This is a genomic window from Streptomyces sp. NPDC051976 (assembly GCF_040680795.1).
GTDB lineage: Bacteria > Actinomycetota > Actinomycetes > Streptomycetales > Streptomycetaceae > Actinacidiphila.
Genome location: NZ_JBFAXL010000004.1, coordinates 276,114 through 294,915 on the forward strand (window position 1 = coordinate 276,114; position 18,802 = coordinate 294,915).

The 18,802-nt window shown below is 72.1% G+C and carries 18 protein-coding genes; 13 read left to right on the top strand and 5 right to left on the bottom strand.

What is annotated here, in order from left to right; translation table 11 throughout:
* Window positions 1-29: 29 nt before the first annotated feature.
* Window positions 30-437, top strand: coding sequence for a hypothetical protein (locus tag AB0M29_RS07030; protein WP_365380039.1), 408 nt, complete (start codon window positions 30-32; stop codon window positions 435-437).
* A gap of 75 nt (window positions 438-512) precedes the next feature.
* Here the strand turns inward: AB0M29_RS07030 and AB0M29_RS07035 are convergent, their stop codons facing one another.
* The gene (locus AB0M29_RS07035; protein WP_365380259.1) at window positions 513-2,423 is read right to left on the bottom strand and encodes a putative Ig domain-containing protein; all 1,911 of its coding nucleotides are present in this window, start codon (window positions 2,421-2,423) and stop codon (window positions 513-515) included.
* A 395-nt stretch (window positions 2,424-2,818) separates the two neighbouring features.
* On the opposite strand from AB0M29_RS07035, the gene AB0M29_RS07040 reads away from it, so the two are divergent.
* Window positions 2,819-3,634: a helix-turn-helix domain-containing protein gene (locus tag AB0M29_RS07040; protein ID WP_365380042.1), complete on the top strand. Its 816-nt coding sequence runs from the start codon at window positions 2,819-2,821 to the stop codon at window positions 3,632-3,634.
* Between the two features lie 49 nt (window positions 3,635-3,683).
* Window positions 3,684-4,571, top strand: coding sequence for a DMT family transporter (locus tag AB0M29_RS07045; RefSeq protein ID WP_365380045.1), 888 nt, complete (start codon window positions 3,684-3,686; stop codon window positions 4,569-4,571).
* A gap of 47 nt (window positions 4,572-4,618) precedes the next feature.
* On the opposite strand, the gene AB0M29_RS07050 is transcribed toward AB0M29_RS07045, so the two are convergent.
* Together AB0M29_RS07050 and AB0M29_RS07055 are read right to left on the bottom strand one after the other, a co-directional pair.
* Window positions 4,619-5,785: a winged helix DNA-binding domain-containing protein gene (locus tag AB0M29_RS07050; RefSeq protein ID WP_365380048.1), complete on the bottom strand. Its 1,167-nt coding sequence runs from the start codon at window positions 5,783-5,785 to the stop codon at window positions 4,619-4,621.
* Between the two features lie 18 nt (window positions 5,786-5,803).
* Window positions 5,804-6,577, bottom strand: a complete 774-nt coding sequence (locus AB0M29_RS07055) for an enoyl-CoA hydratase-related protein (protein ID WP_365380050.1) — start codon at window positions 6,575-6,577, stop codon at window positions 5,804-5,806.
* A gap of 291 nt (window positions 6,578-6,868) precedes the next feature.
* Between AB0M29_RS07055 and AB0M29_RS07060 the strand changes: the two genes are divergently transcribed.
* Window positions 6,869-7,339 carry an ATP-binding protein gene (locus tag AB0M29_RS07060; RefSeq protein ID WP_365380052.1) on the top strand — a complete coding sequence of 157 codons (471 nt, stop codon included), beginning with the start codon at window positions 6,869-6,871 and terminating at the stop codon, window positions 7,337-7,339.
* Window positions 7,340-7,412: 73 nt separating this feature from the next.
* On the opposite strand, the gene idi is transcribed toward AB0M29_RS07060, so the two are convergent.
* Entirely contained in the window at window positions 7,413-8,024 is a 612-nt protein-coding gene (gene idi / locus AB0M29_RS07065; RefSeq protein ID WP_365380055.1) for an isopentenyl-diphosphate Delta-isomerase, read from the bottom strand.
* Between the two features lie 84 nt (window positions 8,025-8,108).
* Entirely contained in the window at window positions 8,109-9,062 is a 954-nt protein-coding gene (locus AB0M29_RS07070) for a cation diffusion facilitator family transporter (RefSeq protein WP_365380058.1), read from the bottom strand.
* 397 nt (window positions 9,063-9,459) lie between these two features.
* On the opposite strand from AB0M29_RS07070, the gene AB0M29_RS07075 reads away from it, so the two are divergent.
* The 9 genes from AB0M29_RS07075 to hpnD all read left to right on the top strand — a co-directional run bounded on the left by AB0M29_RS07075 (window position 9,460) and on the right by hpnD (window position 18,693).
* Window positions 9,460-11,322: a DUF5941 domain-containing protein gene (locus tag AB0M29_RS07075; protein WP_365380261.1), complete on the top strand. Its 1,863-nt coding sequence runs from the start codon at window positions 9,460-9,462 to the stop codon at window positions 11,320-11,322.
* The gene (locus tag AB0M29_RS07080) at window positions 11,319-12,071 is read left to right on the top strand and encodes a phosphocholine cytidylyltransferase family protein (protein ID WP_365380061.1); all 753 of its coding nucleotides are present in this window, start codon (window positions 11,319-11,321) and stop codon (window positions 12,069-12,071) included. Before AB0M29_RS07075 ends, AB0M29_RS07080 begins: the two co-directional genes overlap by 4 nt.
* Window positions 12,059-13,120: an iron-containing alcohol dehydrogenase family protein gene (locus tag AB0M29_RS07085; RefSeq protein ID WP_365380063.1), complete on the top strand. Its 1,062-nt coding sequence runs from the start codon at window positions 12,059-12,061 to the stop codon at window positions 13,118-13,120. The genes AB0M29_RS07080 and AB0M29_RS07085 overlap by 13 nt, the downstream gene beginning before the upstream one ends.
* Window positions 13,098-13,877: a CDP-alcohol phosphatidyltransferase family protein gene (locus AB0M29_RS07090; protein WP_365380065.1), complete on the top strand. Its 780-nt coding sequence runs from the start codon at window positions 13,098-13,100 to the stop codon at window positions 13,875-13,877. The genes AB0M29_RS07085 and AB0M29_RS07090 overlap by 23 nt, the downstream gene beginning before the upstream one ends.
* A complete protein-coding gene (locus AB0M29_RS07095) occupies window positions 13,874-14,758 on the top strand; it encodes a glycosyltransferase (RefSeq protein ID WP_365380068.1) in 885 nt (294 codons plus the stop codon). The genes AB0M29_RS07090 and AB0M29_RS07095 overlap by 4 nt, the downstream gene beginning before the upstream one ends.
* 80 nt (window positions 14,759-14,838) lie before the next feature.
* Window positions 14,839-15,768 carry an ABC transporter permease gene (locus AB0M29_RS07100; protein WP_365380070.1) on the top strand — a complete coding sequence of 310 codons (930 nt, stop codon included), beginning with the start codon at window positions 14,839-14,841 and terminating at the stop codon, window positions 15,766-15,768.
* A gap of 7 nt (window positions 15,769-15,775) precedes the next feature.
* Entirely contained in the window at window positions 15,776-16,561 is a 786-nt protein-coding gene (locus AB0M29_RS07105) for an ABC transporter ATP-binding protein (protein ID WP_365380264.1), read from the top strand.
* A 303-nt stretch (window positions 16,562-16,864) separates the two neighbouring features.
* Window positions 16,865-17,752, top strand: a complete 888-nt coding sequence (gene hpnC, locus AB0M29_RS07110; protein WP_365380073.1) for a squalene synthase HpnC — start codon at window positions 16,865-16,867, stop codon at window positions 17,750-17,752.
* Complete coding sequence (gene hpnD / locus AB0M29_RS07115; RefSeq protein ID WP_365380076.1) at window positions 17,749-18,693, top strand: presqualene diphosphate synthase HpnD; 945 nt, start codon at window positions 17,749-17,751, stop codon at window positions 18,691-18,693. The genes hpnC and hpnD overlap by 4 nt, the downstream gene beginning before the upstream one ends.
* The last annotated feature ends 109 nt before the right edge of the window (window positions 18,694-18,802 follow it).

The following is an 18,802-nucleotide window of genomic DNA, read 5'->3' on the forward strand; positions in this document are numbered from 1 at the left end:
GGTCGTGGGTGCAGGAGGAGGACGTTTCGATGCGCGCTCGGATACTGGCCGCCGCTGCCGCCGTACTGCTGGTGGCCGGCTGCGGTTCCGCGAGCGGCGTACGGGTGGGGGCACCCGATCCGGGTGCTACGACCACCGTGCCGGACTGCGGCGATGTCGTCGTCACCCCGGGCGGTGCGGGCTCCGGCTCCGGCGGCAACGGCCGCGAGGTCTGCCTGAGCGTGGGCAGCACCCTGCGCCTGCAGCTCGGCCCCGGCGCGCAGCAGGCGACCGAGAAGGGGAACGCGCTCACCGAGGTCTCACCTGGTGTCTACCGCGGAGCGCGCGCGGGCACCGCGGAACTGAGCGGTTTCCGGCACGCCTGCCCCAGCGCCACCCCCGGCGGCATGTCCTGCCATGCCATCGTCGGGTGGACAGTCACCGTAGACGTACGGTGACGGCGGAAAGGCGCAGGACCCGGGACGGCAGTGGGGGCCGGCCCGGGTCCTGCGTTCATGTGTGGCAGCTCAGCGTCAGCTCACGTTGACGGCCGCGTCGTCCAGGACGAACGAGGTCTGGAGGCTGGAGTCCTCGGTGCCGCTGAACTTCAGCGTCACGGTCTGTCCGGCGAAGGAGGACAGGTTGAAGGACTTCTGGGCGTAGCCGGTGGCCTTGTTGAGGTTGGAGTAGCTGGCCAGGGTGGTGGAGCCCGCCGTGACGGTGAGCTTGTCGTAGGCGGTCGTGGTGGTGGTCTCCGCGGTGTCGATGTGCAGGTAGAACGTCAGGGTGGCGGAGCACCCGGCGGGGATGGTCACCGACTGCGAGACCGAGTCGGTGTGGGTGGAGCCGTAGCCGTCCATCCAGGCCTTCCAGGAACCGGAGTGGGCGGCCTCACCGGAGCTGTTGTCCACGACTCCGGAGGTGGCGGTCCAGGGCGCGGCGCTGCCGGTCTCGAAGCCGGGGTTGCCGAGCAGCTGGGCCGGGCTGCAGGTGCCGCCACCGGAACCGACGGTCCAGGTGAACGAGGTGCTGCCGGAGGCGTTGGTGCCGTCCTTGGCGGTGACCGACACGTTGTACGTGCCGGACGCGGTGGCGGTACCACTGATCAGACCGGTGGAGGCGTTGATCGACAGACCGGTGGGCAGGCCCGTGGCGCTGTAGGTCAGCGTCTGGCCGGAGCCCGAGTCGGTCGCGTGGATCTGCAGCGAGGCCGACGCGTTCAGCGCGGTGGTCTGGTTGCCCGGGTTGGTGACCGTGACGGTGTTGCCGCCGGTCGAGCCGCCGGTGAAGGCGGCCGTGCCGTTCGGGGTGCCCAGGCCGGTCGGGCCGTCGTAGCCGGACTTGGCGGTGCAGAGGTAGCTGCCGCCGCAGGATCCGTTGGAGCCGCTGGTGACGTCGTTCAGCGAGCCGGTGTGGGAGTAGGGGAAGGAAGCCGGGGAGGAACCCGCGGCCGGGGTGCCCGCCAGGGCGTAGACGGAGGCGATGATCGGCGACGACGCGCTGGTGCCGCCGTAGACCTGCCAGCCGGTGGCCTGGTAGCTGTCGTAGACGGCGAGGCCGGTGGCCGGGTCGGCGACCGCGGAGACGTCGGAGATGGTGCGCTTCGCGCAGCCCGTGTCGGTCTGCCAGGTCGGCTTCGCGTCGTAGGCCGAGCAGCCGGAGCCGGTGCCCTCGGTGCTGGAGGTGTTCCAGACCGACTCGGACCAGCCGCGGGCGTTGCTCGCGCGGGTCAGGGCGGTGCCACCGACGGACGTGACGTACTTCGAGGCGGCCGGGTACTCGGCGCCGTAGCCGCTGTCACCGGCACTGACGGTGATGGCGACACCCGGGTGGTTGAAGTACTGCGTGTCAGCGGTGGTGTCCGAGGAGTCCTCGCTGCCGCCGTAGCTGTTGGAGACGTACTTCGCGCCCTGCGAGACGGCCTGGTTCACCGCGGTGCCCAGGTCGTCCATGCTCGCGGAGGTCGCCTCGACCAGCAGGATGTGGCACTGCGGGCAGACCGCGCTGACCATGTCCAGGTCGAGCGATATCTCACCGGCCCAACCGGAGTCGGCGGTCGGGTAGTTCGTGCCGCCGTTCTGGTCGATCTTCTTGAAGCAGCCGTTGGCCGTGGTGCAGGCCGGCAGGCCGTACTGCGAGCGGTAGGTGCTCAGGTCGGCCGCGGCGTTGGGGTCGTCCTGGGCGTCCACGATGGCCACGGTGGCGCCGGAGCCCGCCGACGACGGCAGGGCGTAGGCGCTCTGCAGGTCGGTGGGACCGTAGCCGGACGGGGTGGCGTTGGGGGTGATGCCGAGGTGGTGCGCGACGTCGGTACGGGTCAGCGCCATGCAGGCCATCTGGCCCTTCTTGGCGGGAGCCGCACACAGACGCGCGGTGTGCACGGAGGTGCTCGCACCTCCGGTCGCCGGAACGCTGGCGGACGAGGGTGCGGCGACGGCGAGCATGCCGCCGGTGATCAGGGCCGCTGCGGAGACCAGCGCGACAGACGCGCGGCGGACGGCACGTCTGGTTCTGCCGGGGCTCTTCGACTGCAATGAACTGCCCTCCATGGGGGGATCGACTCCCGAGGGCGACCACAGCATGATCTTCATGTCAAGGTCATGACAACCGATCATGGAGCGGCATCGCCTGGGATTTGTGGGGTGTGGCGCACGTTCACTGGTGATCTGGCTGCTGACTGTCGTCAACTTCTGCTGGCTGCCACCCCGTTGAGTGGTGGCTGGGGTTGAAGGTAGTGAAGCCGTGGCCAAATGACTACCGAGTAATGGCAAAGGATTGCCCTCGGTTCCCGGCCACCTCGCTTCCGCCGGGCGATCTCTGCCGTATACCTTGTGGCGCCATGGATACGGAGGATGGTCCGGTCAACGACCTTGTCGCGCTGGGGCTCGCGCGCTACGAGGCGCGCGTCTACCTCGCTCTCGTGCGCCGCGAGTCGTACACCGCGGCCGAGGTCGCGAGGGAGGCCGACGTCCCGCGGCAGCGGGTGTACGACGTGCTCGACGCGCTGGTCAGGCGGCGTCTGGCCACCGCGCGCCCCGGTCGGGTCGCGACCTTCTCCGCGGTCGCGCCGGAGCTGGCCGTGGCCCGTCTGATGGCCCTTCAGCGGGAGGCGCTGGAGCGACTGGACCGGGTGTCCTCGACGCTGACGGCCGCGCTCGTCCCGGTCTGGGCCGACGGCCGCACCCACACCGTCCCGCTGGACTACGTGGAGATCCTCCGCGACCCCAAGTCGATCGCCGAGGCGTTCGCCGACATCCAGGGCCAGGCCCGGCACGAGCTGCTGAGCTTCTGCAAACCGCCCTTCGTCGCCCCGGCCAGCAACACCGCGGGGATCAAGGTGGTACGGCGGCTGCGCCGGTCCGGCGGCATGGTGCGGGCGATCTACACCCATGAGGCGCTCGACGACGCGGAGGTGCTGGAGAACGTGCGGCGCTTCGGCGACGCCGGCGAGGAGTCGCGCTTCACCGCGCACCTGCCGCTGAAGCTCGTCGTCGCGGACGCCTCGCTGGTGCTGTGCGACATGCCGGACCCGGTGGCCGGAACCGGTGCCACGACCGCGCTGTACATCGAGCACCCGGCGCTCGCGGCCTGTCTGCGGCTGGCATTTCTCACCGTCTGGGACGGCGCGGAGGCGGTCTCCGGCGCGCGTCTGTGAACCAGGGCGATCACCCCTTACCGGACACCCCGCGGGTTACAGTGACCGCGTGGCCGTGTTCCTCCTCGGAGTCAGCGCAGCCTGCTGCCTCGGCCTCGGGTTCGTGCTGCAGCAGCGCGCGGCGGCGCGCGCGCCCCTGTCCGACTTCCTGTCCTTCAGGCTGCTGCTCGACCTGATCCGGATGCCGGACTGGCTGCTCGGCGTGGGGTTCATGGTCTGCGGCCAGGTGCTGAGCGCGATCGCGCTGGCCTACGGCGAGGTCTCGCTGGTCGAGCCGCTGACCGCCACCAACCTGCTCTTCGCGATGGCGCTGTCCCGCTGGCTCACCCGCCAGCCGCTGGGCCTCAGCGGCTGGGGCGGCGTCGCCCTGCTGGCCCTGGGCGTCACCGCCTTCATCGTGGCCGGGCAGCCCAGCGGCGGCGGGACGCCCGCGGGCACGCTGCGGCACTGGCTGGTCTTCGGCATCGTCGCGGGACTGGCGCTGCTGCTCACCGCCGTCGCGAAACGCCTCCCGCTGCCCTCCGAGGCCACACTGCTGGCGCTGGCCGCCGGGCTGCTCTATGGCCTCCAGGACGCCCTCACCCGGATATGCGGGCAGATCGCCAAGGACGGCGGGCTCCCCGAGCTGGTCGTCCACTGGCAGCCGTACGCCGTGGGCGCCATCGGTCTGACCGGCATGCTCCTGGTGCAGAGCGCCTTCGAGGCGGCGCCGCTGCGGATGTCGCTGCCCGCCCTGACCGCCGCCCAGCCGCTGGCCGGGATCGCCTGCGGCATAGGGTTCCTCGGCGACCAGCTCCGCGTCACCCCCGCCGCCCTGGCCTGGGAGGCGGCGGGCTTGGCGGCCATCACCACCGGCGTCGTCCTCCTCGGCCGCCACCCCGCGATGCCCCCCGGCACCGCCCACCGCCAGCCGGTCCACGCGGACAAGGTGGGCTGACCGCACCGCGGGCAAGGGCGGATTCCGGCCGTCCTGCCGTAGGGCCCTCACGCCTCCTCGGTCCACTCCCAGCGGGTGGGGACGTCCAGGAAGCGGGCGAGGTCGGTGGTCGCGGTGGTGAGGGGTTCGGTGAGGTCGGGGGGCGGGGTGGGGGTGGGGAGGGGCTCGACGCGGAGGGTGAGGTGGTCGGCACGGCGCTCGTGGCGCCAGGTGGCGACCACGGCGCCGTCGACGAGGACGCAGGGCATCAGGAAGCCGCCGCCGGTCGCGATGCGCGGGGCGATGGCGGGCGCGAGGAGCAGATCGCGGTCCGCGTAGCCGAGCAGGTAGGGGTCGAAGTGGCCGGTCAGCCGGACGCGGTCGGCGGCCGGGGGCGGCGGCCCGGTGCCCGTGGCGGTCACCAGCGGACCGGCGGGCCCGGCCACCTCGGTGAGCCGGTCGCCCGCGGCGGCCTGGCCGCGCCGGGCCGATCCCAGCGGCAGCCCCGACCAGCGGGCCAGGTCCGCCGCCGAGGCCGGGCCGTAGGCCGTCGCATGGCGTACGGCCAGTTCCGCGAGCGCCTCGTCGCCCCGGGGCCCCGTGTCGGGGACGTGTTCCAGCCACTCCTCGCGGAGTACATAAGTCGATGAATCGCCCGCTGTCTCGGGGCCGCGGCACAGCACGCCCCGCGCCGCCGCGTAGAGCACCAGATGCGCAGCCGCCTGGCCCCGCGGGTCCACCGCGACCCCGGCGGCGGCCAGCCGCCGGACCAGCTCGTCCCTGGTCACCGGCGCGCACCCGGCGAGCACCTTCTCCAGGACGGGCAGCGCCCGCGCGCACAGGTCCTCGTCCAGGCCGAGCCGCTGCCGCCGCCCCCGGTACGAGTCGGCCACCCGCGGGCCGAGCAGCGCGGTGAGCCAGCGGGCGTCCCCGGCGGCCACCGCGTGCAGCGTGCCCCGCATCAGCCAGGTGCGGACCACCTCCCGGCGGTCGGCGCCGCACGCCGCGTCGACGTCGGCGGCGGTCGGCGCCGCGCCCGCCGCCGAGGTCCCGGCCGCGTCCGCGGGCCTGGTCCTGGCCCACACCTGGAGGCGGCACGCCTTCGCGTCCTGGGCCTGAAGACCACCCGAAAGGCGTACGGCGTCGAGGACCGTACGCGCGCCGGCGGCGTCCCCGTACAGACCCTGGGCGTGCGCCCGCCAGCGGCGCACCTCGTCCTCGGTGAGCGGTGCCATCGGCGGGGTCTCCTGCGGTCAGTCGGCGGTCGGTGTCCAGGTGAAGCGCGGCTCGCGGCGTTCGAGGAAGGCGGCCGCGCCCTCCGCGGGGTCGCCGCTGTGGCGGGCCTGCCCGGCCCAGTGGGCGAGCCGGGCCGGGTCGGGTATCCCGGCGGTGAACTCCTTCGCGGCCGCCTGCGTGAGCTGCGAGCGGGACCTGAGCACCCCGGCGAACTCCCGTACCCGCTTGTCGAGCGCGTCGGCGGCGAGCACCTCGTCCACGAGGCCGGTGCGCAGCGCCCGCTCGTGGTCGATCAACTCGGCGGAGAACAGCAGGTACTTGGCGGCGGCGGGTCCGGTGAGATCGGCCAGCCGGCGGGTCGAGGAGGCGGGGTAGACGATGCCGAGCCGCGCCGGGGTCACCCCGAACCGGGCGCCCTCCGCGGTGAACCGCAGGTCGCAGGCGACGGCGAGCTGGCAGCCGCCGCCGACGCAGAAGCCGCGCACCGCCGCCAGTGTCGGCTTGGGGAAGGCGGCCAGCGCATCCTCCGCCGCGATCGCCGCCTCCTGCGCGTCCCGCACCCCACCGGGCCCCGCGAAGTCGGTGATGTCCGCGCCCGCGCAGAAGGTGTCCCCGGCGCCGGTGAGCACCAGCACCCGGACCTCGGGGTCGGCCGCCAGCCCCTCCAGGAGGCCGGGCAGCGACCGCCACATGTCCACCGTCATGGCGTTGCGCCGGGCCGGATTGCTGATGGTCACCGTCGCCGTACCGTCCGCGGCGCTCACCAGCAGCCCGGGGTCTGAGGGGGACATACGGGCTCCTTCTGAGCGGCGGGACCTCCGCGGATCTGTGACGCCGGGATCCTATCGATTCCGCTGGTACGGCGACCGCGCACCAGCCGCGAACAGAAAGAGAAGGAAATCGGTCAGCGCACCGAGTTTTCCGGTCGGGTTCAGCCAAAAATCATAGAAAGGTGCGGACTTACGGCTTCCTGCCTGCTCCACCGCGCCGCGTACGGACACTCGGAGTGTGAGGCGGAATCTGCCGGGTCCCCGGCGGGAACTGCGGGGACACGTCACGCGAAGGCGATGGTGGGTGCGGTCATGGAGGTCCGCGGGAGTCTCCCGCCAGGTCAGGTCCCGGCCCCGAGAGACTACGAGGGGGTGTGGCGTTTCACCGCCCCCGCCCTCGACTCGTCCGTGCCGCAGGTCAGGCACGGTGTCCGCGCCCTCGTCGCGGAACAGCGCGTCCCGGTCGACGACGACACCCTCTACGGGCTGCTGGTGATCATCTCGGAGCTGGTCACCAACGCGGTCAGGCACGCCGCGGTGCTCTCGCCCGAGATCACCGTCGAGCTGGCGGTGGGCGCGGACTGGATCCGAGTCGCCGTCGAGGACAACCACCCCTACCGCCCCAAGGCGCTGGAGGCCGACCACGGGCAGACCGGCGGCCGCGGCCTGCTGCTGGTCAAGACGATCACCAGTGAGGCTGGCGGGCAGTGCGACGTCACCCAGACCGCGACCGGCGGCAAGGTGATCTGGGCGGCGCTCCCGCTGCGGACCACCGCCCCGTAGACCCGCCCGTAGACGCTCAGACCCGTGGAACAGGCCGTCCCGCCCGGAGAACCCCCGTAGCGGGAAGGACCGGCTACCAGCCGGCGGACTCGCCCGTCACCGCGCGCACCGCGGGAAGCGAGGCGTCCAGCACGGTCTGGAACCAGGCGGAGAACGGCCCGGACTCCCGCAGCCGCGCCAGCTCCGCCGGATCCACGAACGCCGTCTCGGCGATCTCCTCGGGGTCGGGACGCAGGCTTCCGCTCACCAGGCCCACGAAGAGGTGGTTGTACTCCTGCTCGACCAGCCCGGACGCAGGGTCGGGGTGGTTGTAGCGGACCGTGCCCGCCTCGCGCATCAGCGCCGGGGCGACCCCCAGCTCCTCGGCGGTCCGCCGGGCCGCGGCCACGAACGGCTGCTCACCGGGGTACGGGTGCCCGCAGCAGGTGTTCGACCAGACGCCGGGGGAGTGGTACTTGCCCAGCGCGCGGCGCTGCAGCAGCAGCCGTCCCTCCTCGTCGAAGAGGAAGACCGAGAACGCCCGGTGCAGCCGGCCCGGCGCGAGATGCGCTGACAGCTTCTCCGCCGTACCGATCGTCACGCCGTTCTCGTCGACCAGTTCGAGCAGGATCGGTTCCGCGACGCCGTTCGGCGACGGTTCCTCGACAGGGGAGCCGGGTCGGCCGGTGGCGGGACTGGTGGGCATATCCATCCTTCGCTTTCGACGGCAACGCCTGCCCTAGTCTGCCTCACTCAGGCGGCCCGCCGGCTCACTCCGGGAGCCTGCCGGTCAATGGCACAAACGTGCCTCGTGCTCCGCGTGGCCGACCGGTTCGAGCTGGAACGTGCAGTGCTCCACGTCGAAGTGCGTGCCGAGGCAGCCCTGCAGATCGTGCAGCATCTTCTCGTAGCCGACCGACTCCAGGACGTCCTGGCTGACCACCACATGTGCGGACAGCACCGGCATACCGGAGGTGATGGTCCAGGCGTGCAGGTCGTGCAGGCCCTCCACCCCGGGCAGCGCCTCGATGTGGCTGCGCACCTCGGCCATGTCCACGTCCTTGGGGGCGGCCTCCAGCAGCACGTCGACGGCCTCGCGCAGCAGCCGCCAGGTGCGCGGCACGATCATCAGGCCGATCAGCAGCGAGGCGACCGCGTCGGCCTGCCGCCAGCCGGTGGTGATGATGACGACCGCGGCCACGACCACCGCGAGCGAGCCCAGGGCGTCCGCCATCACCTCGAGGAACGCGCCCCGGACGTTCAGGCTCTCGGCCTGGCCGCGCATCAGCACCAGGAGCGACACCGAGTTGGCGGCCAGCCCGATCAGGCCGAAGACGATCGTGGCGCCGCTGTGGATCGACTCCGGGGTGATCAGCCGCCGCACACCCTCGTAGAAGATGAACGCGCCGACGCCGAAGAGCAGCACCGCGTTGAGCACCGCCGCCAGGATCTCGGCGCGCGCGAAGCCGAAGGTGCGGCGCTCGCTGGCCGGGCGGTTGGCGATGTGGATGGCCAGCAGCGCCATCGCGATACCGGCCGCGTCGGTGGCCATGTGCCCGGCGTCGGCGAGCAGCGCCAGCGAGCCGGTGACCACGCTGCCGACCACCTCGACGGCCAGCACGAACAGGGTGATGCCCAGCGCGATCCGCAGCCGCACCCGGTAGGCGGCGCCCGCCGTGCCGGTGGTCGGGCCCGGCGCGTGGCTGTGTCCGTGGCCGTGGCCGTGCGAGTGCCCTGCCCCCATGGACGCGGCCCCTTCCCTTCCGCGCGGCCGACCCGGCCGCCCGCCGTGTCGCCGGCGGCTTCGCGGTGGCCGCGGCGGTTCAGTCAACACCGGTTACGTACGGTGGGCAAGCTGGTACCGGTGACCGTTGTCATGTGCGGTGACCTGCGGTGATGGGGCGCGCGGCAGACCGTGCCCACGCCCCACCCGCCTCACCCGTACGGAGTACGGCCCGTGCTGGTTGTCCGGAAGGCGGCGATCCACGATGATGATCACACCGTGCACGCCAAGTCGAGGCCAACAGGCGGTGAACGGTCGCCTTCGGGAATCCGATAGCCTCTGCCGTCGTGCCTCGCCCGGCCTCGCCGCCTGCGGCCCTCCGGCACGTCTTCCCCATGCTTTCTAGGGAGTGAGTCCTCTGCCGACCGCCTTTCTCACCGGCCCGCCCGCCGCGGGGTCGCCGTCGCCGCTCGCGGACGACCTGCGGGCGCTGGGATTCCAGGTGGTCGAGGCGGACGCGCCCGCCGCCGTCGCGGAGGGACTGGCGCGGATCCCGGCCGCCGAGCGGGTGGCCGTCGTCGACCGCCGCTTCCTCGGCCACCGGCACACGCTGCGGCTCGCGCTGACCGACCCGCGCTTCGACGCCGCCGCGGTGAGCGGCGCACTGACCGTTCAGGCCGCCGCCCGCCCCGCGCTGGCCCGCGCGCTGGCCGCACTCCCCGGCACCGCGCCCGCCAGGAGCGCGGCGCCCGGCGACAACGGCACCGGCACGGTGACCGCCCCCGGCACCCGCACCGACGTGCTGCCGGACGCCCTCGCCACCGCCCTGGACGCCGAGGGCGAGCCGCCGCACCGCCCCGAGCTGGGCGTCCTGGTCGCGGCCGTGCCCACCGACGCGGCGGGCCGCACCGCCGCCACCGAGGCCGTCGCCGCCGTCGACGAGGAGTCGGTACGGCTGCGCAGCGCCGTCAAGTCCCGCGACGGCTTCTTCACCACCCACTTCATCAGCCCGTACTCCCGCTACCTGGCCCGCTGGTGCGCCCGCAGGGGACTGACCCCGAACCAGGTGACCACCGCCTCGCTGCTGGTCGCGCTGATCGCCGCCGGCTGCGCCGCCACCGGCACCCGGCCCGGCTACGTGGCCGCGGGCGTGCTGCTGCTCGCCTCCTTCGTGCTGGACTGCACCGACGGCCAGCTCGCCCGCTACTCGCTGCAGTACTCCACGCTCGGCGCCTGGCTGGACGCCACCTTCGACCGCGCCAAGGAGTACGCCTACTACGCGGGGCTCGCGCTGGGCGCCGCCCGCGGCGGCGACGACGTGTGGGCGCTGGCGCTCGGCGCGATGGTGCTGCAGACCTGCCGTCATGTCGTCGACTTCTCCTTCAACGAGGCGAACCACGACGCGACCGCCAACACCAGCCCCACAGCGGCGCTCTCCGGACGCCTCGACAGCGTCGGCTGGACGGTCTGGGTGCGGCGGATGATCGTGCTGCCGATCGGCGAGCGCTGGGCGCTGATCGCCGTGCTCACCGCGGCCACCACCCCACGGATCACCCTCACGGTGCTCCTCATCGGCTGCGGGCTGGCCGCCTGCTACACCACCGCGGGCCGCGTGCTGCGCTCGCTGACCAGGAAGGCGCGGCGCACCGACCGGGCCGCCCAGGCGCTGGCCGACCTCGCCGACAGCGGACCGCTCGCCGAGGCCGTCGCGGCGGCGCTGCGCCCGGTCGCCCGCCGGATGCCGTCCTTCGCGCCGCCCGCCGTGGCGCTGCTCGGCGCCGGGGCGGTGACCGCCACCGCGGCGCTCTCCCCCTGGGGCAGCTGGTGGCCGGTGCTCGCCGCGGCCGTATACGTTTTCACCTCGGGCTTCGCGGTCGCCCGGCCGCTCAAGGGCGCGCTGGACTGGCTGGTCCCGCCGTTCTTCCGCGCGGGCGAGTACGGCACCGTGCTGGCCCTGGCGGCTGTCTCGGGGGTGAACGGGGCGTTGCCCGCCGCTTTCGGACTGGTGGCCGCCGTCGCCTACCATCACTACGACACGGTGTACCGCATTCGCGGCGGCACCGGGGCGCCCCCGCGGGCCCTGGTGCGGGCGGCAGGCGGGCACGAGGGCCGGGCGCTGCTCGTCGCCCTCGCGGCGGCACTCGCGCACCACTCGGGCTTCACGGTCACGCTGACGGTCCTCGCCGCGGCGCTCGCGCTGCTGGTGCTGACCGAGAGCGTCCGTTTCTGGGTGTCCTCAGGGGCGCCCGCTGTACACGACGAATCAGGAGAACCCGCATGATCGGCCTTGTGCTGGCGGCCGGCGCCGGACGGCGTCTGCGTCCCTACACCGACACCCTGCCGAAGGCGCTGGTGCCGGTCGGGCCCGAAGGTGCGCGGGAGAGCCTCACCGTGCTCGACCTCACGCTGGGGAACTTCGCCGAGATCGGCCTCACCGAGGTCGCGGTCGTCGTCGGGTACCGCAAGGAGGCGGTCTACGCGCGCAGGGAGGCGCTGGAGGCCAAGTACGGCGTCAAGATCACGCTGATCGACAACGACAAGGCCGAGGAGTGGAACAACGCCTACTCCCTGTGGTGCGCGCGTGACGCGATCCGGCACAGCGTCATCCTCGCCAACGGCGACACCGTGCACCCCGTCTCCGTCGAGAAGACGCTGCTGGCCGCGCGCGGCGAGGGCCGAAAGATCATCCTCGCCCTGGACACCGTCAAGCAGCTCGCCGACGAGGAGATGAAGGTCGTCTTCGAGCCCGGCAAGGGCGTGCGGCGGATCACCAAGCTCATGGACCCCGCCGAGGCGACGGGCGAGTACATCGGCGTCACCCTGATCGAGGGCGAGGCGGCCGACGAGCTGGCCGACGCCCTGAAGGCCACCTTCGAGCGCGACCCCGACCTCTACTACGAGGACGGCTACCAGGAGCTGGTCGACCGCGGCTTCACCATCGACGTGGCCCCCATCGGCGACATCGCGTGGGTCGAGATCGACAACCACGACGACCTCGCCAAGGGCCGGGAGATCGCGTGCCAGTACTGACCCGGCTGATCCCCTCGCCGGTCGTCGTCGACATCAACGGCGGGGCGCTCGCCGACCTCGCCGGGCTCCTCGCGGACCAGCGGATCTCCACCTCGGGCAAGCTGGCCGTCGCGGTCAGCGCCGGCTCGGGCGTGAAGCTGCGCGAGCGGCTCGCCCCCGAGCTGCCGGGCGCCGACTGGTACCTGGTCGAGGGCGGCACCATCGACGCCGCCGTCACGCTCGCCGACTCGATGCGCGGCAAGCGGTACGACGCGGTCGTCGGCCTCGGCGGCGGCAAGATCATCGACGTCGCCAAGTACGCCGCCGCGCGCGTCGGCCTGCCGATGGTCGCGGTCGCCACCAACCTGTCGCACGACGGCATCTGCTCGCCGGTGTCCACCCTGGACAACGACAACGGCCGCGGCTCCTACGGCGTCCCGACGCCGATAGCGCTGGTCATCGACCTCGACGTGATCCGCGAGGCCCCGGCGCGCTACGTCAGGGCCGGGATCGGCGACGCGGTCTCCAATATCTCCGCGATCGCGGACTGGGAGCTGTCCCACCGCGAGACCGGCGAGCCGATCGACGGGCTCGCCGCCGCGATGGCGCGCAGCGCGGGCGAGTCCGTACTGCGCCACCCCGGCGGCATCGGCGACGACGCGTTCCTCGTCACGCTCTCCGAGGGCCTGGTGCTCTCCGGTATCGCCATGTCGATCAGCGGTGACACCCGGCCGTCGTCGGGTGCCTGCCACGAGATCAGCCACGCCTTCGACCTGCTGTACCCGCAGCGGGCCGCCGCCCACGGCGAGCAGGTCGGCATCGGCGCCGCCTTCGCGATGTACCTGCGCGGGGCGCGCGAGGAGTCGGGCCTGATCGCCGAGACGCTGCGGCGGCACGGCCTGCCCGTACTGCCCGGCGAAATCGGCTTCACCGAACCGGAGTTCGTCGAAGCGGTGCGCTACGCGCCGCAGACCCGCCCCGGCCGCTACACGATCCTGGAACACCTGGACCTGTCCGCAACCGACATCAGGGACGCGTACGCCGACTATGCCAAAACCATCAGTAGCTGAACTGCGCCCGGTCGTGCACCCGCCAGGGGTGAAGGACCGGCGCAGCGGCGAGCACTGGGCCGGTCGGCTCTACATGCGCGAGCTCTCGCTGCGCATAGACCGGCATCTGGCACCCACCCGCGTCACACCGAACCAGCTGACGTACCTCATGACCGTCTTCGGGGTGCTGGCCGCCCCGGCGCTGCTGGTGCCCGGGATCGCGGGCGCGGTGCTCGGCGTGCTCATGGTCCAGCTCTATCTGCTGCTGGACTGCGTCGACGGCGAGATCGCCCGCTGGAAGCAGCAGTTCTCGCTGAGCGGGGTCTATCTCGACCGGGTCGGCGCCTATCTGTGCGACGCCGCCGTGCTGGTCGGGTTCGGGCTGCGCGCCGCCGACCTGTGGGGCAGCGGCCGGATCGACTGGCTGTGGGCGTTCCTCGGCACCCTGGCCGCGCTCGGCGCGGTGCTGATCAAGGCCGAGACCGACCTGGTCGGGGTGGCGCGGCACCAGGGCGGGCTGCCGCCGGTGAAGGAGGCGGCGTCCGAGCCGCGTTCCTCCGGGGTGGCGCTGGCGCGGCGGGCGGCCGCGGCGCTCAAGTTCCACCGGCTGGTGCTCGGCGTCGAGGCGTCGCTGCTGATCCTCGTGCTCGCGGTGGTGGACCAGATGCGCGGCGACCTCTTCTTCACGCGGCTCGGTGTGGCGGTGCTGGCCGGAATCGCCATGCTGCAGACGCTGCTGCACCTGGTGTCGGTGCTCGCGTCGAGCAGGCTCAAATGACGGCGCCCCTGAAGCTGGGCGCGGTGATCATCACCATGGGCAACCGGCCCGCCGAGCTGAACGACCTGCTGGACTCGGTCGCCAAGCAGCAGGGGCCCGCCATTGAGGTCGCGGTGGTGGGCAACGGCTCGCCGCTGCCCGCGCTGCCCGAGGGCCTGCGCACCGCGGAACTGCCGGAGAACCTCGGCATCCCCGGCGGCCGCAACGTCGGGATCGAGCTGTTCGGCCCCGGCGGCTCCGATGTGGACGTGGTGCTCTTCCTGGACGACGACGGGCTGCTGCCCGGCGACGACACCGGCGAACTGCTCAGGCGGGCCTTCGCCGACGACCCGGAGCTGGGCATCGTCAGCTTCCGTATCGCCGACCCCGAGACCGGGATCACGCAGCGCCGCCACGTCCCCCGGCTGCGCGCGGCCGACCCCCTGCGCAACTCCCGGGTCACGACCTTCCTCGGCGGCGCCTGCGCGGTGCGCTCCCGGGTGATCCAGCAGGTCGGGCCGCTGCCCGCGGAGTTCTTCTACGCCCATGAGGAGACCGACCTCGCCTGGCGCGCCCTCGACGCGGGGTGGCTGATCGACTACCGGTCGGACATGGTGCTGCACCATCCGGCGACCTCTCCGGCCCGGCACGCGGTCTACCATCGTCTGGTGGCCCGCAACCGGGTCTGGCTGGCGCGGCGCAACCTGCCGTGGCCCCTGGTCCCGGTGTACCTGGCGGTGTGGTTCGCACTGACCCTGGTGCGGCGGCCGTCGAAGCAGGCGCTGCGTGCCTGGCTCGGCGGTTTCCGTGAGGGCTGGACCGCACCGTGCGGCGAGCGGCGCCCGATGCGCTGGCGGACCGTGTGGCGGTTGACCCGACTAGGCCGACCCCCGATCATCTGACAAGCTCGGACCTGAGAGCATCAGGCGCAGCCCGGGATCCCCCTGCCCTGGCGCGCACCTTGAGGACGAAAGTGTCAACTGTGAGCGAGACAACGCACAATGGTGCGGTCGCCGTCGGTGCCCCACCAGCACCCTCGGCCGATGACGGCCTCAGCCCCGCACAGCTAGCGGCCAAGTACGGCCTCTCCGTGAGCGGCGCACGGCCCGGTCTGCTGGAGTACTCGCGGCAGCTCTGGGGCCGCCGACATTTCATCAACGAGTTCGCCAAGGCACGTACGCAGGCCCAGTACACCCAGGCCCGGCTGGGCCAGCTCTGGCAGGTCATGACGCCGCTGCTCAACGCGGCCGTCTACTACCTGATCTTCGGCCTGCTGATCGGCACCAGCAAGGGCATCGACAACTTCATCGCCTTCCTGGTCACCGGCATCTTCATCTTCACCTTCACGCAGTCCTCGATGATGAGCGGCGTGCGCGCGGTGTCGGGCAACCTCGGTCTGGTGCGCGCGCTGCACTTCCCGCGCGCCAGCCTGCCGATCGCCTTCACGCTGATGCAGCTCCAGCAACTGCTGATGTCGATGTTCGTCCTGATCGCGATCGTCCTGATGACCGGCGAGGTGCCGGACGGCTCCTGGCTGCTGATGGTCCCGGCGCTGTTCACGCAGTGGATCTTCAACACCGGACTGGCCCTGATCATGGCCAGGATGGGCAGCAAGATGACGGACCTGGCGCAGTTGATGCCGTTCATACTGCGCACCTGGATGTACGTGTCCGGTGTGATGTACAGCATCGACAACCTCACCTCGCACGCGCCCCACTACGTGCGCATCCTCCTCGACATCAACCCCGCCGCCGTCTACATCGACCTGATGCGCTTCGCGCTGATCGACAGCGTGACGGCCTCGCAGCTGCCGCCGCACATCTGGGCGAGCGCGGTGGGCTGGGCGGTGCTGGTGGGCGTCGGCGGATACGTCTACTTCTGGAAGGCGGAGGAGCAGTATGGCCGTGGTTGAGCAGCAGATGACCACCACGCCGCAGGCCGTGGGCAGCCGGGTCCCCACCGTGGTCGTGGACGACGTCCACATCGTGTACACCGTGCACGGCGCGGGCACCGGCAAGGGCAGCGCCACCGCCGCCCTCGGCCGCATACTGTCGCGCAAGGGCTCGCCCAACGTGCGCCGGGTGCACGCCGTACGCGGTGTGACCTTCACCGCGTACCGCGGCGAGGCGATCGGCATCATCGGGTCCAACGGCTCGGGCAAGTCGACGATCCTGCGGGCCATCGCGGGTCTGCTGCCGCCGGAGAGCGGCAAGATCTACACCGACGGCCAGCCGTCGCTGCTGGGCGTCAACGCGGCGCTGCTCAACGACCTCACCGGTGAGCGCAACGTGATCCTGGGCGGTCTGGCGATGGGCATGTCGCAGGAGGAGGTGCGCCAGCGGTACGACGGGATCGTCGACTTCTCCGGGATCAACGAGAAGGGCGACTTCATCTCGCTGCCGATGCGCACCTACTCCTCCGGTATGGCGGCCCGGCTGCGGTTCTCGATCGCGGCGGCCAAGAACCACGACGTGCTGATGATCGACGAGGCGCTGGCCACCGGCGACCGGGCGTTCCAGAAGCGGTCGGAGGAGCGGATCCGCGAACTGCGCAAGGAGGCGGGCACCGTCTTCCTCGTCAGCCACAACAACAACTCCATTCGCGACACCTGCGACCGGGTGGTGTGGCTGGAGAAGGGCGAGCTGCTGATGGACGGCCCGACCGACGACGTCATCAAGGCGTACGAGGAGCACACCGGGAAGTAGCCGTCCCGCGGAGCGCACCGCTCACAGCCGTCACAGGACCCCGCCGGAAGATTCGGCGGGGTTCCGGTGTTTCGCTTGCGCTACGTGTCACGCCCCGGGCGTACGCCGACGGACTGCCGGACGTAAGCTGTACCCGTCGCTGGAGGCTTCCGCTGATCGTTACCGGGGCGCGATGCCCGGCGCGGCGTGTCCGAAATGGGAAGTTTCTGCTAGGCGGTGTAGAACGGGGGATGTGGCGGCCATGAAGATCGGGATCCTCCTGCTCCGGGGCACGTTCGCCGCCTGTGTGCCGGGAAATCCGCGGTGACCGGGGACGACAAGTCCCGGGCTGTCCTGGACAAGGCCGCGCGCGAGAACTTCCCCGTGGCACCGGTGTTCCTGCCGCGCGCCTGGCGCCAGGACCTGATGGCCGTCTACGGCTTCGCCCGCCTCGTGGACGACATCGGTGACGGCGACCTCGCCGACGGCGGCCGCACCGACGCCGCCCGGCTGGGACTGGAGGCCGCGGCCGCCGACGACCGTGTCGCGATGCTCGACGCCTTCGAGGCCGATCTGCGCCGGGTCTTCGACGGCACCCCGCGCCACCCGCTGATGACGGCCCTGCAGCCCACCGTCCGCCGCCACGGCCTCACCCCCGAGCCCTTCCTCGGCCTGATCGCCGCCAACCGGCAGGACCAGGAGGTGCGGCGCTACGCCACCTACGACGACCTGCTCGCGTACTGCGAACTGTCCGCGAACCCCGTCGGCCGCCTGGTGCTCTCGATCACCGGCACCTCGACCCCCGAGCGGGTCCGCCGCTCCGACGCCGTCTGCACCGCGCTGCAGATCGCCGAGCACCTCCAGGACGTCGCCGAGGACCTCGCCCGCGACCGGATCTACCTGCCGGCCGAGGACATGAAGCGCTTCTCGGTGGAGGAGGCCGACCTGGCGGCGCCGGCGGCCGGCGCACAGGTGCGCGCCCTGGTCGCGTTCGAGGCCGAACGCGCCCGATACTTGTTGGATGAAGGTACTCCCCTGGTGCGCAGCGTCCATGGCAGGCTCAGGCTGCTGCTCGCCGGTTTCGTCGGCGGCGGGCGCGCCGCGCTGAAGGCGGTCGAGGGCGCGGGATACGACGTCCTGGCGGGTTCGCCGAAAGCCACCAAGGCCCGCCTGCTGCGTGAGGTGGGGTCGACATTGCGAAGAGAGGGGTGAGCCGGACCGTGAACGGTTCCGCCCACACATCCGGACCGGTCCTCGCGGCCTACCGCTACTGCGAGGCTGTGACCGGCCACGAGGCCCGCAACTTCGCGTACGGAATCCGCCTGCTGCCCACCCCGAAGCGGCAGGCGATGTCCGCGCTGTACGCGTTCTCGCGGCGCGTCGACGACATCGGCGACGGCGAACTGCCGCTCGACGAGAAGTCGGCACGCCTCGACGGCACCCGGGCCCTGCTCGACAGGGTCAGGGCCGGCGACGTGGCCGAGGACGACACCGACCCGGTCGCGGTCGCGCTGGCCGACACCGCGCGCCGGTTCCCGATCCCGCTCGAAGGGCTCGACGAACTCATCGACGGCGTCCTGATGGACGTCCGTGGCGAGAGCTACGAGACCTGGGAGGACCTCGCCGTCTACTGCCGTTGTGTGGCCGGCGCGATCGGAAGGCTCTCCCTGGGCGTTTTCGGCACGGTGAATGGGCACGATCATGCCCGTGCCGCCGAATTCGCCGACACGCTCGGCCTCGCCCTGCAACTCACCAACATCCTCCGCGACGTCCGCGAGGACGCCGGCAACGGACGGACCTACCTGCCCGCCCAGGACCTCGCCAAGTTCGGCTGTGCGGCGGGCTTCCACGGGGACACGCCGCCGCCCGGCTCCGACTTCGCGGGTCTCATCGAGTTCGAAGTCCGGCGCGCCCGGGCGCTGTTCGCCGACGGTTACCGGCTGCTGCCGATGCTCGACCGGCGCAGCGGCGCCTGCGTCGCGGCGATGGCGGGCATCTACCGGCGGCTGCTCGACCGGATCGCCGCCGACCCCGAGGCCGTGCTGCGCGGCCGGGTCTCCCTGCCCACCAGTCAGAAGGCGTACGTCGCCGTCCGCGGCCTCGCCGGGGTCGACGCGCGCCGCAACTCCCGTACGCCACGGGGTGACAGGTGAGACCGTCCCGCGACGGCGCGGGTCCGCGCGCACACGGTGTGCGCGGCGGAGCAACCACCGGGACGCGCACGGCGTCACTTTCCGCGACGGACCGCCGCGCCACCGGCGG

Coding starts and splice junctions, on each gene's coding strand:
- AB0M29_RS07030 (WP_365380039.1), top strand. CDS start 30: ATGCGCGCTCGGATACTGGCCGCCGCTGCCGCCGTACTGCTGGTGGCC.
- AB0M29_RS07035 (WP_365380259.1), bottom strand. CDS start 2,423: ATGCTCGCCGTCGCCGCACCCTCGTCCGCCAGCGTTCCGGCGACCGGA.
- AB0M29_RS07040 (WP_365380042.1), top strand. CDS start 2,819: ATGGATACGGAGGATGGTCCGGTCAACGACCTTGTCGCGCTGGGGCTC.
- AB0M29_RS07050 (WP_365380048.1), bottom strand. CDS start 5,785: ATGGCACCGCTCACCGAGGACGAGGTGCGCCGCTGGCGGGCGCACGCC.
- AB0M29_RS07055 (WP_365380050.1), bottom strand. CDS start 6,577: ATGTCCCCCTCAGACCCCGGGCTGCTGGTGAGCGCCGCGGACGGTACG.
- AB0M29_RS07060 (WP_365380052.1), top strand. CDS start 6,869: ATGGAGGTCCGCGGGAGTCTCCCGCCAGGTCAGGTCCCGGCCCCGAGA.
- idi (WP_365380055.1), bottom strand. CDS start 8,024: ATGCCCACCAGTCCCGCCACCGGCCGACCCGGCTCCCCTGTCGAGGAA.
- AB0M29_RS07070 (WP_365380058.1), bottom strand. CDS start 9,062: ATGGGGGCAGGGCACTCGCACGGCCACGGCCACGGACACAGCCACGCG.
- AB0M29_RS07080 (WP_365380061.1), top strand. CDS start 11,319: ATGATCGGCCTTGTGCTGGCGGCCGGCGCCGGACGGCGTCTGCGTCCC.
- AB0M29_RS07090 (WP_365380065.1), top strand. CDS start 13,098: ATGCCAAAACCATCAGTAGCTGAACTGCGCCCGGTCGTGCACCCGCCA.
- AB0M29_RS07095 (WP_365380068.1), top strand. CDS start 13,874: ATGACGGCGCCCCTGAAGCTGGGCGCGGTGATCATCACCATGGGCAAC.
- AB0M29_RS07105 (WP_365380264.1), top strand. CDS start 15,776: ATGACCACCACGCCGCAGGCCGTGGGCAGCCGGGTCCCCACCGTGGTC.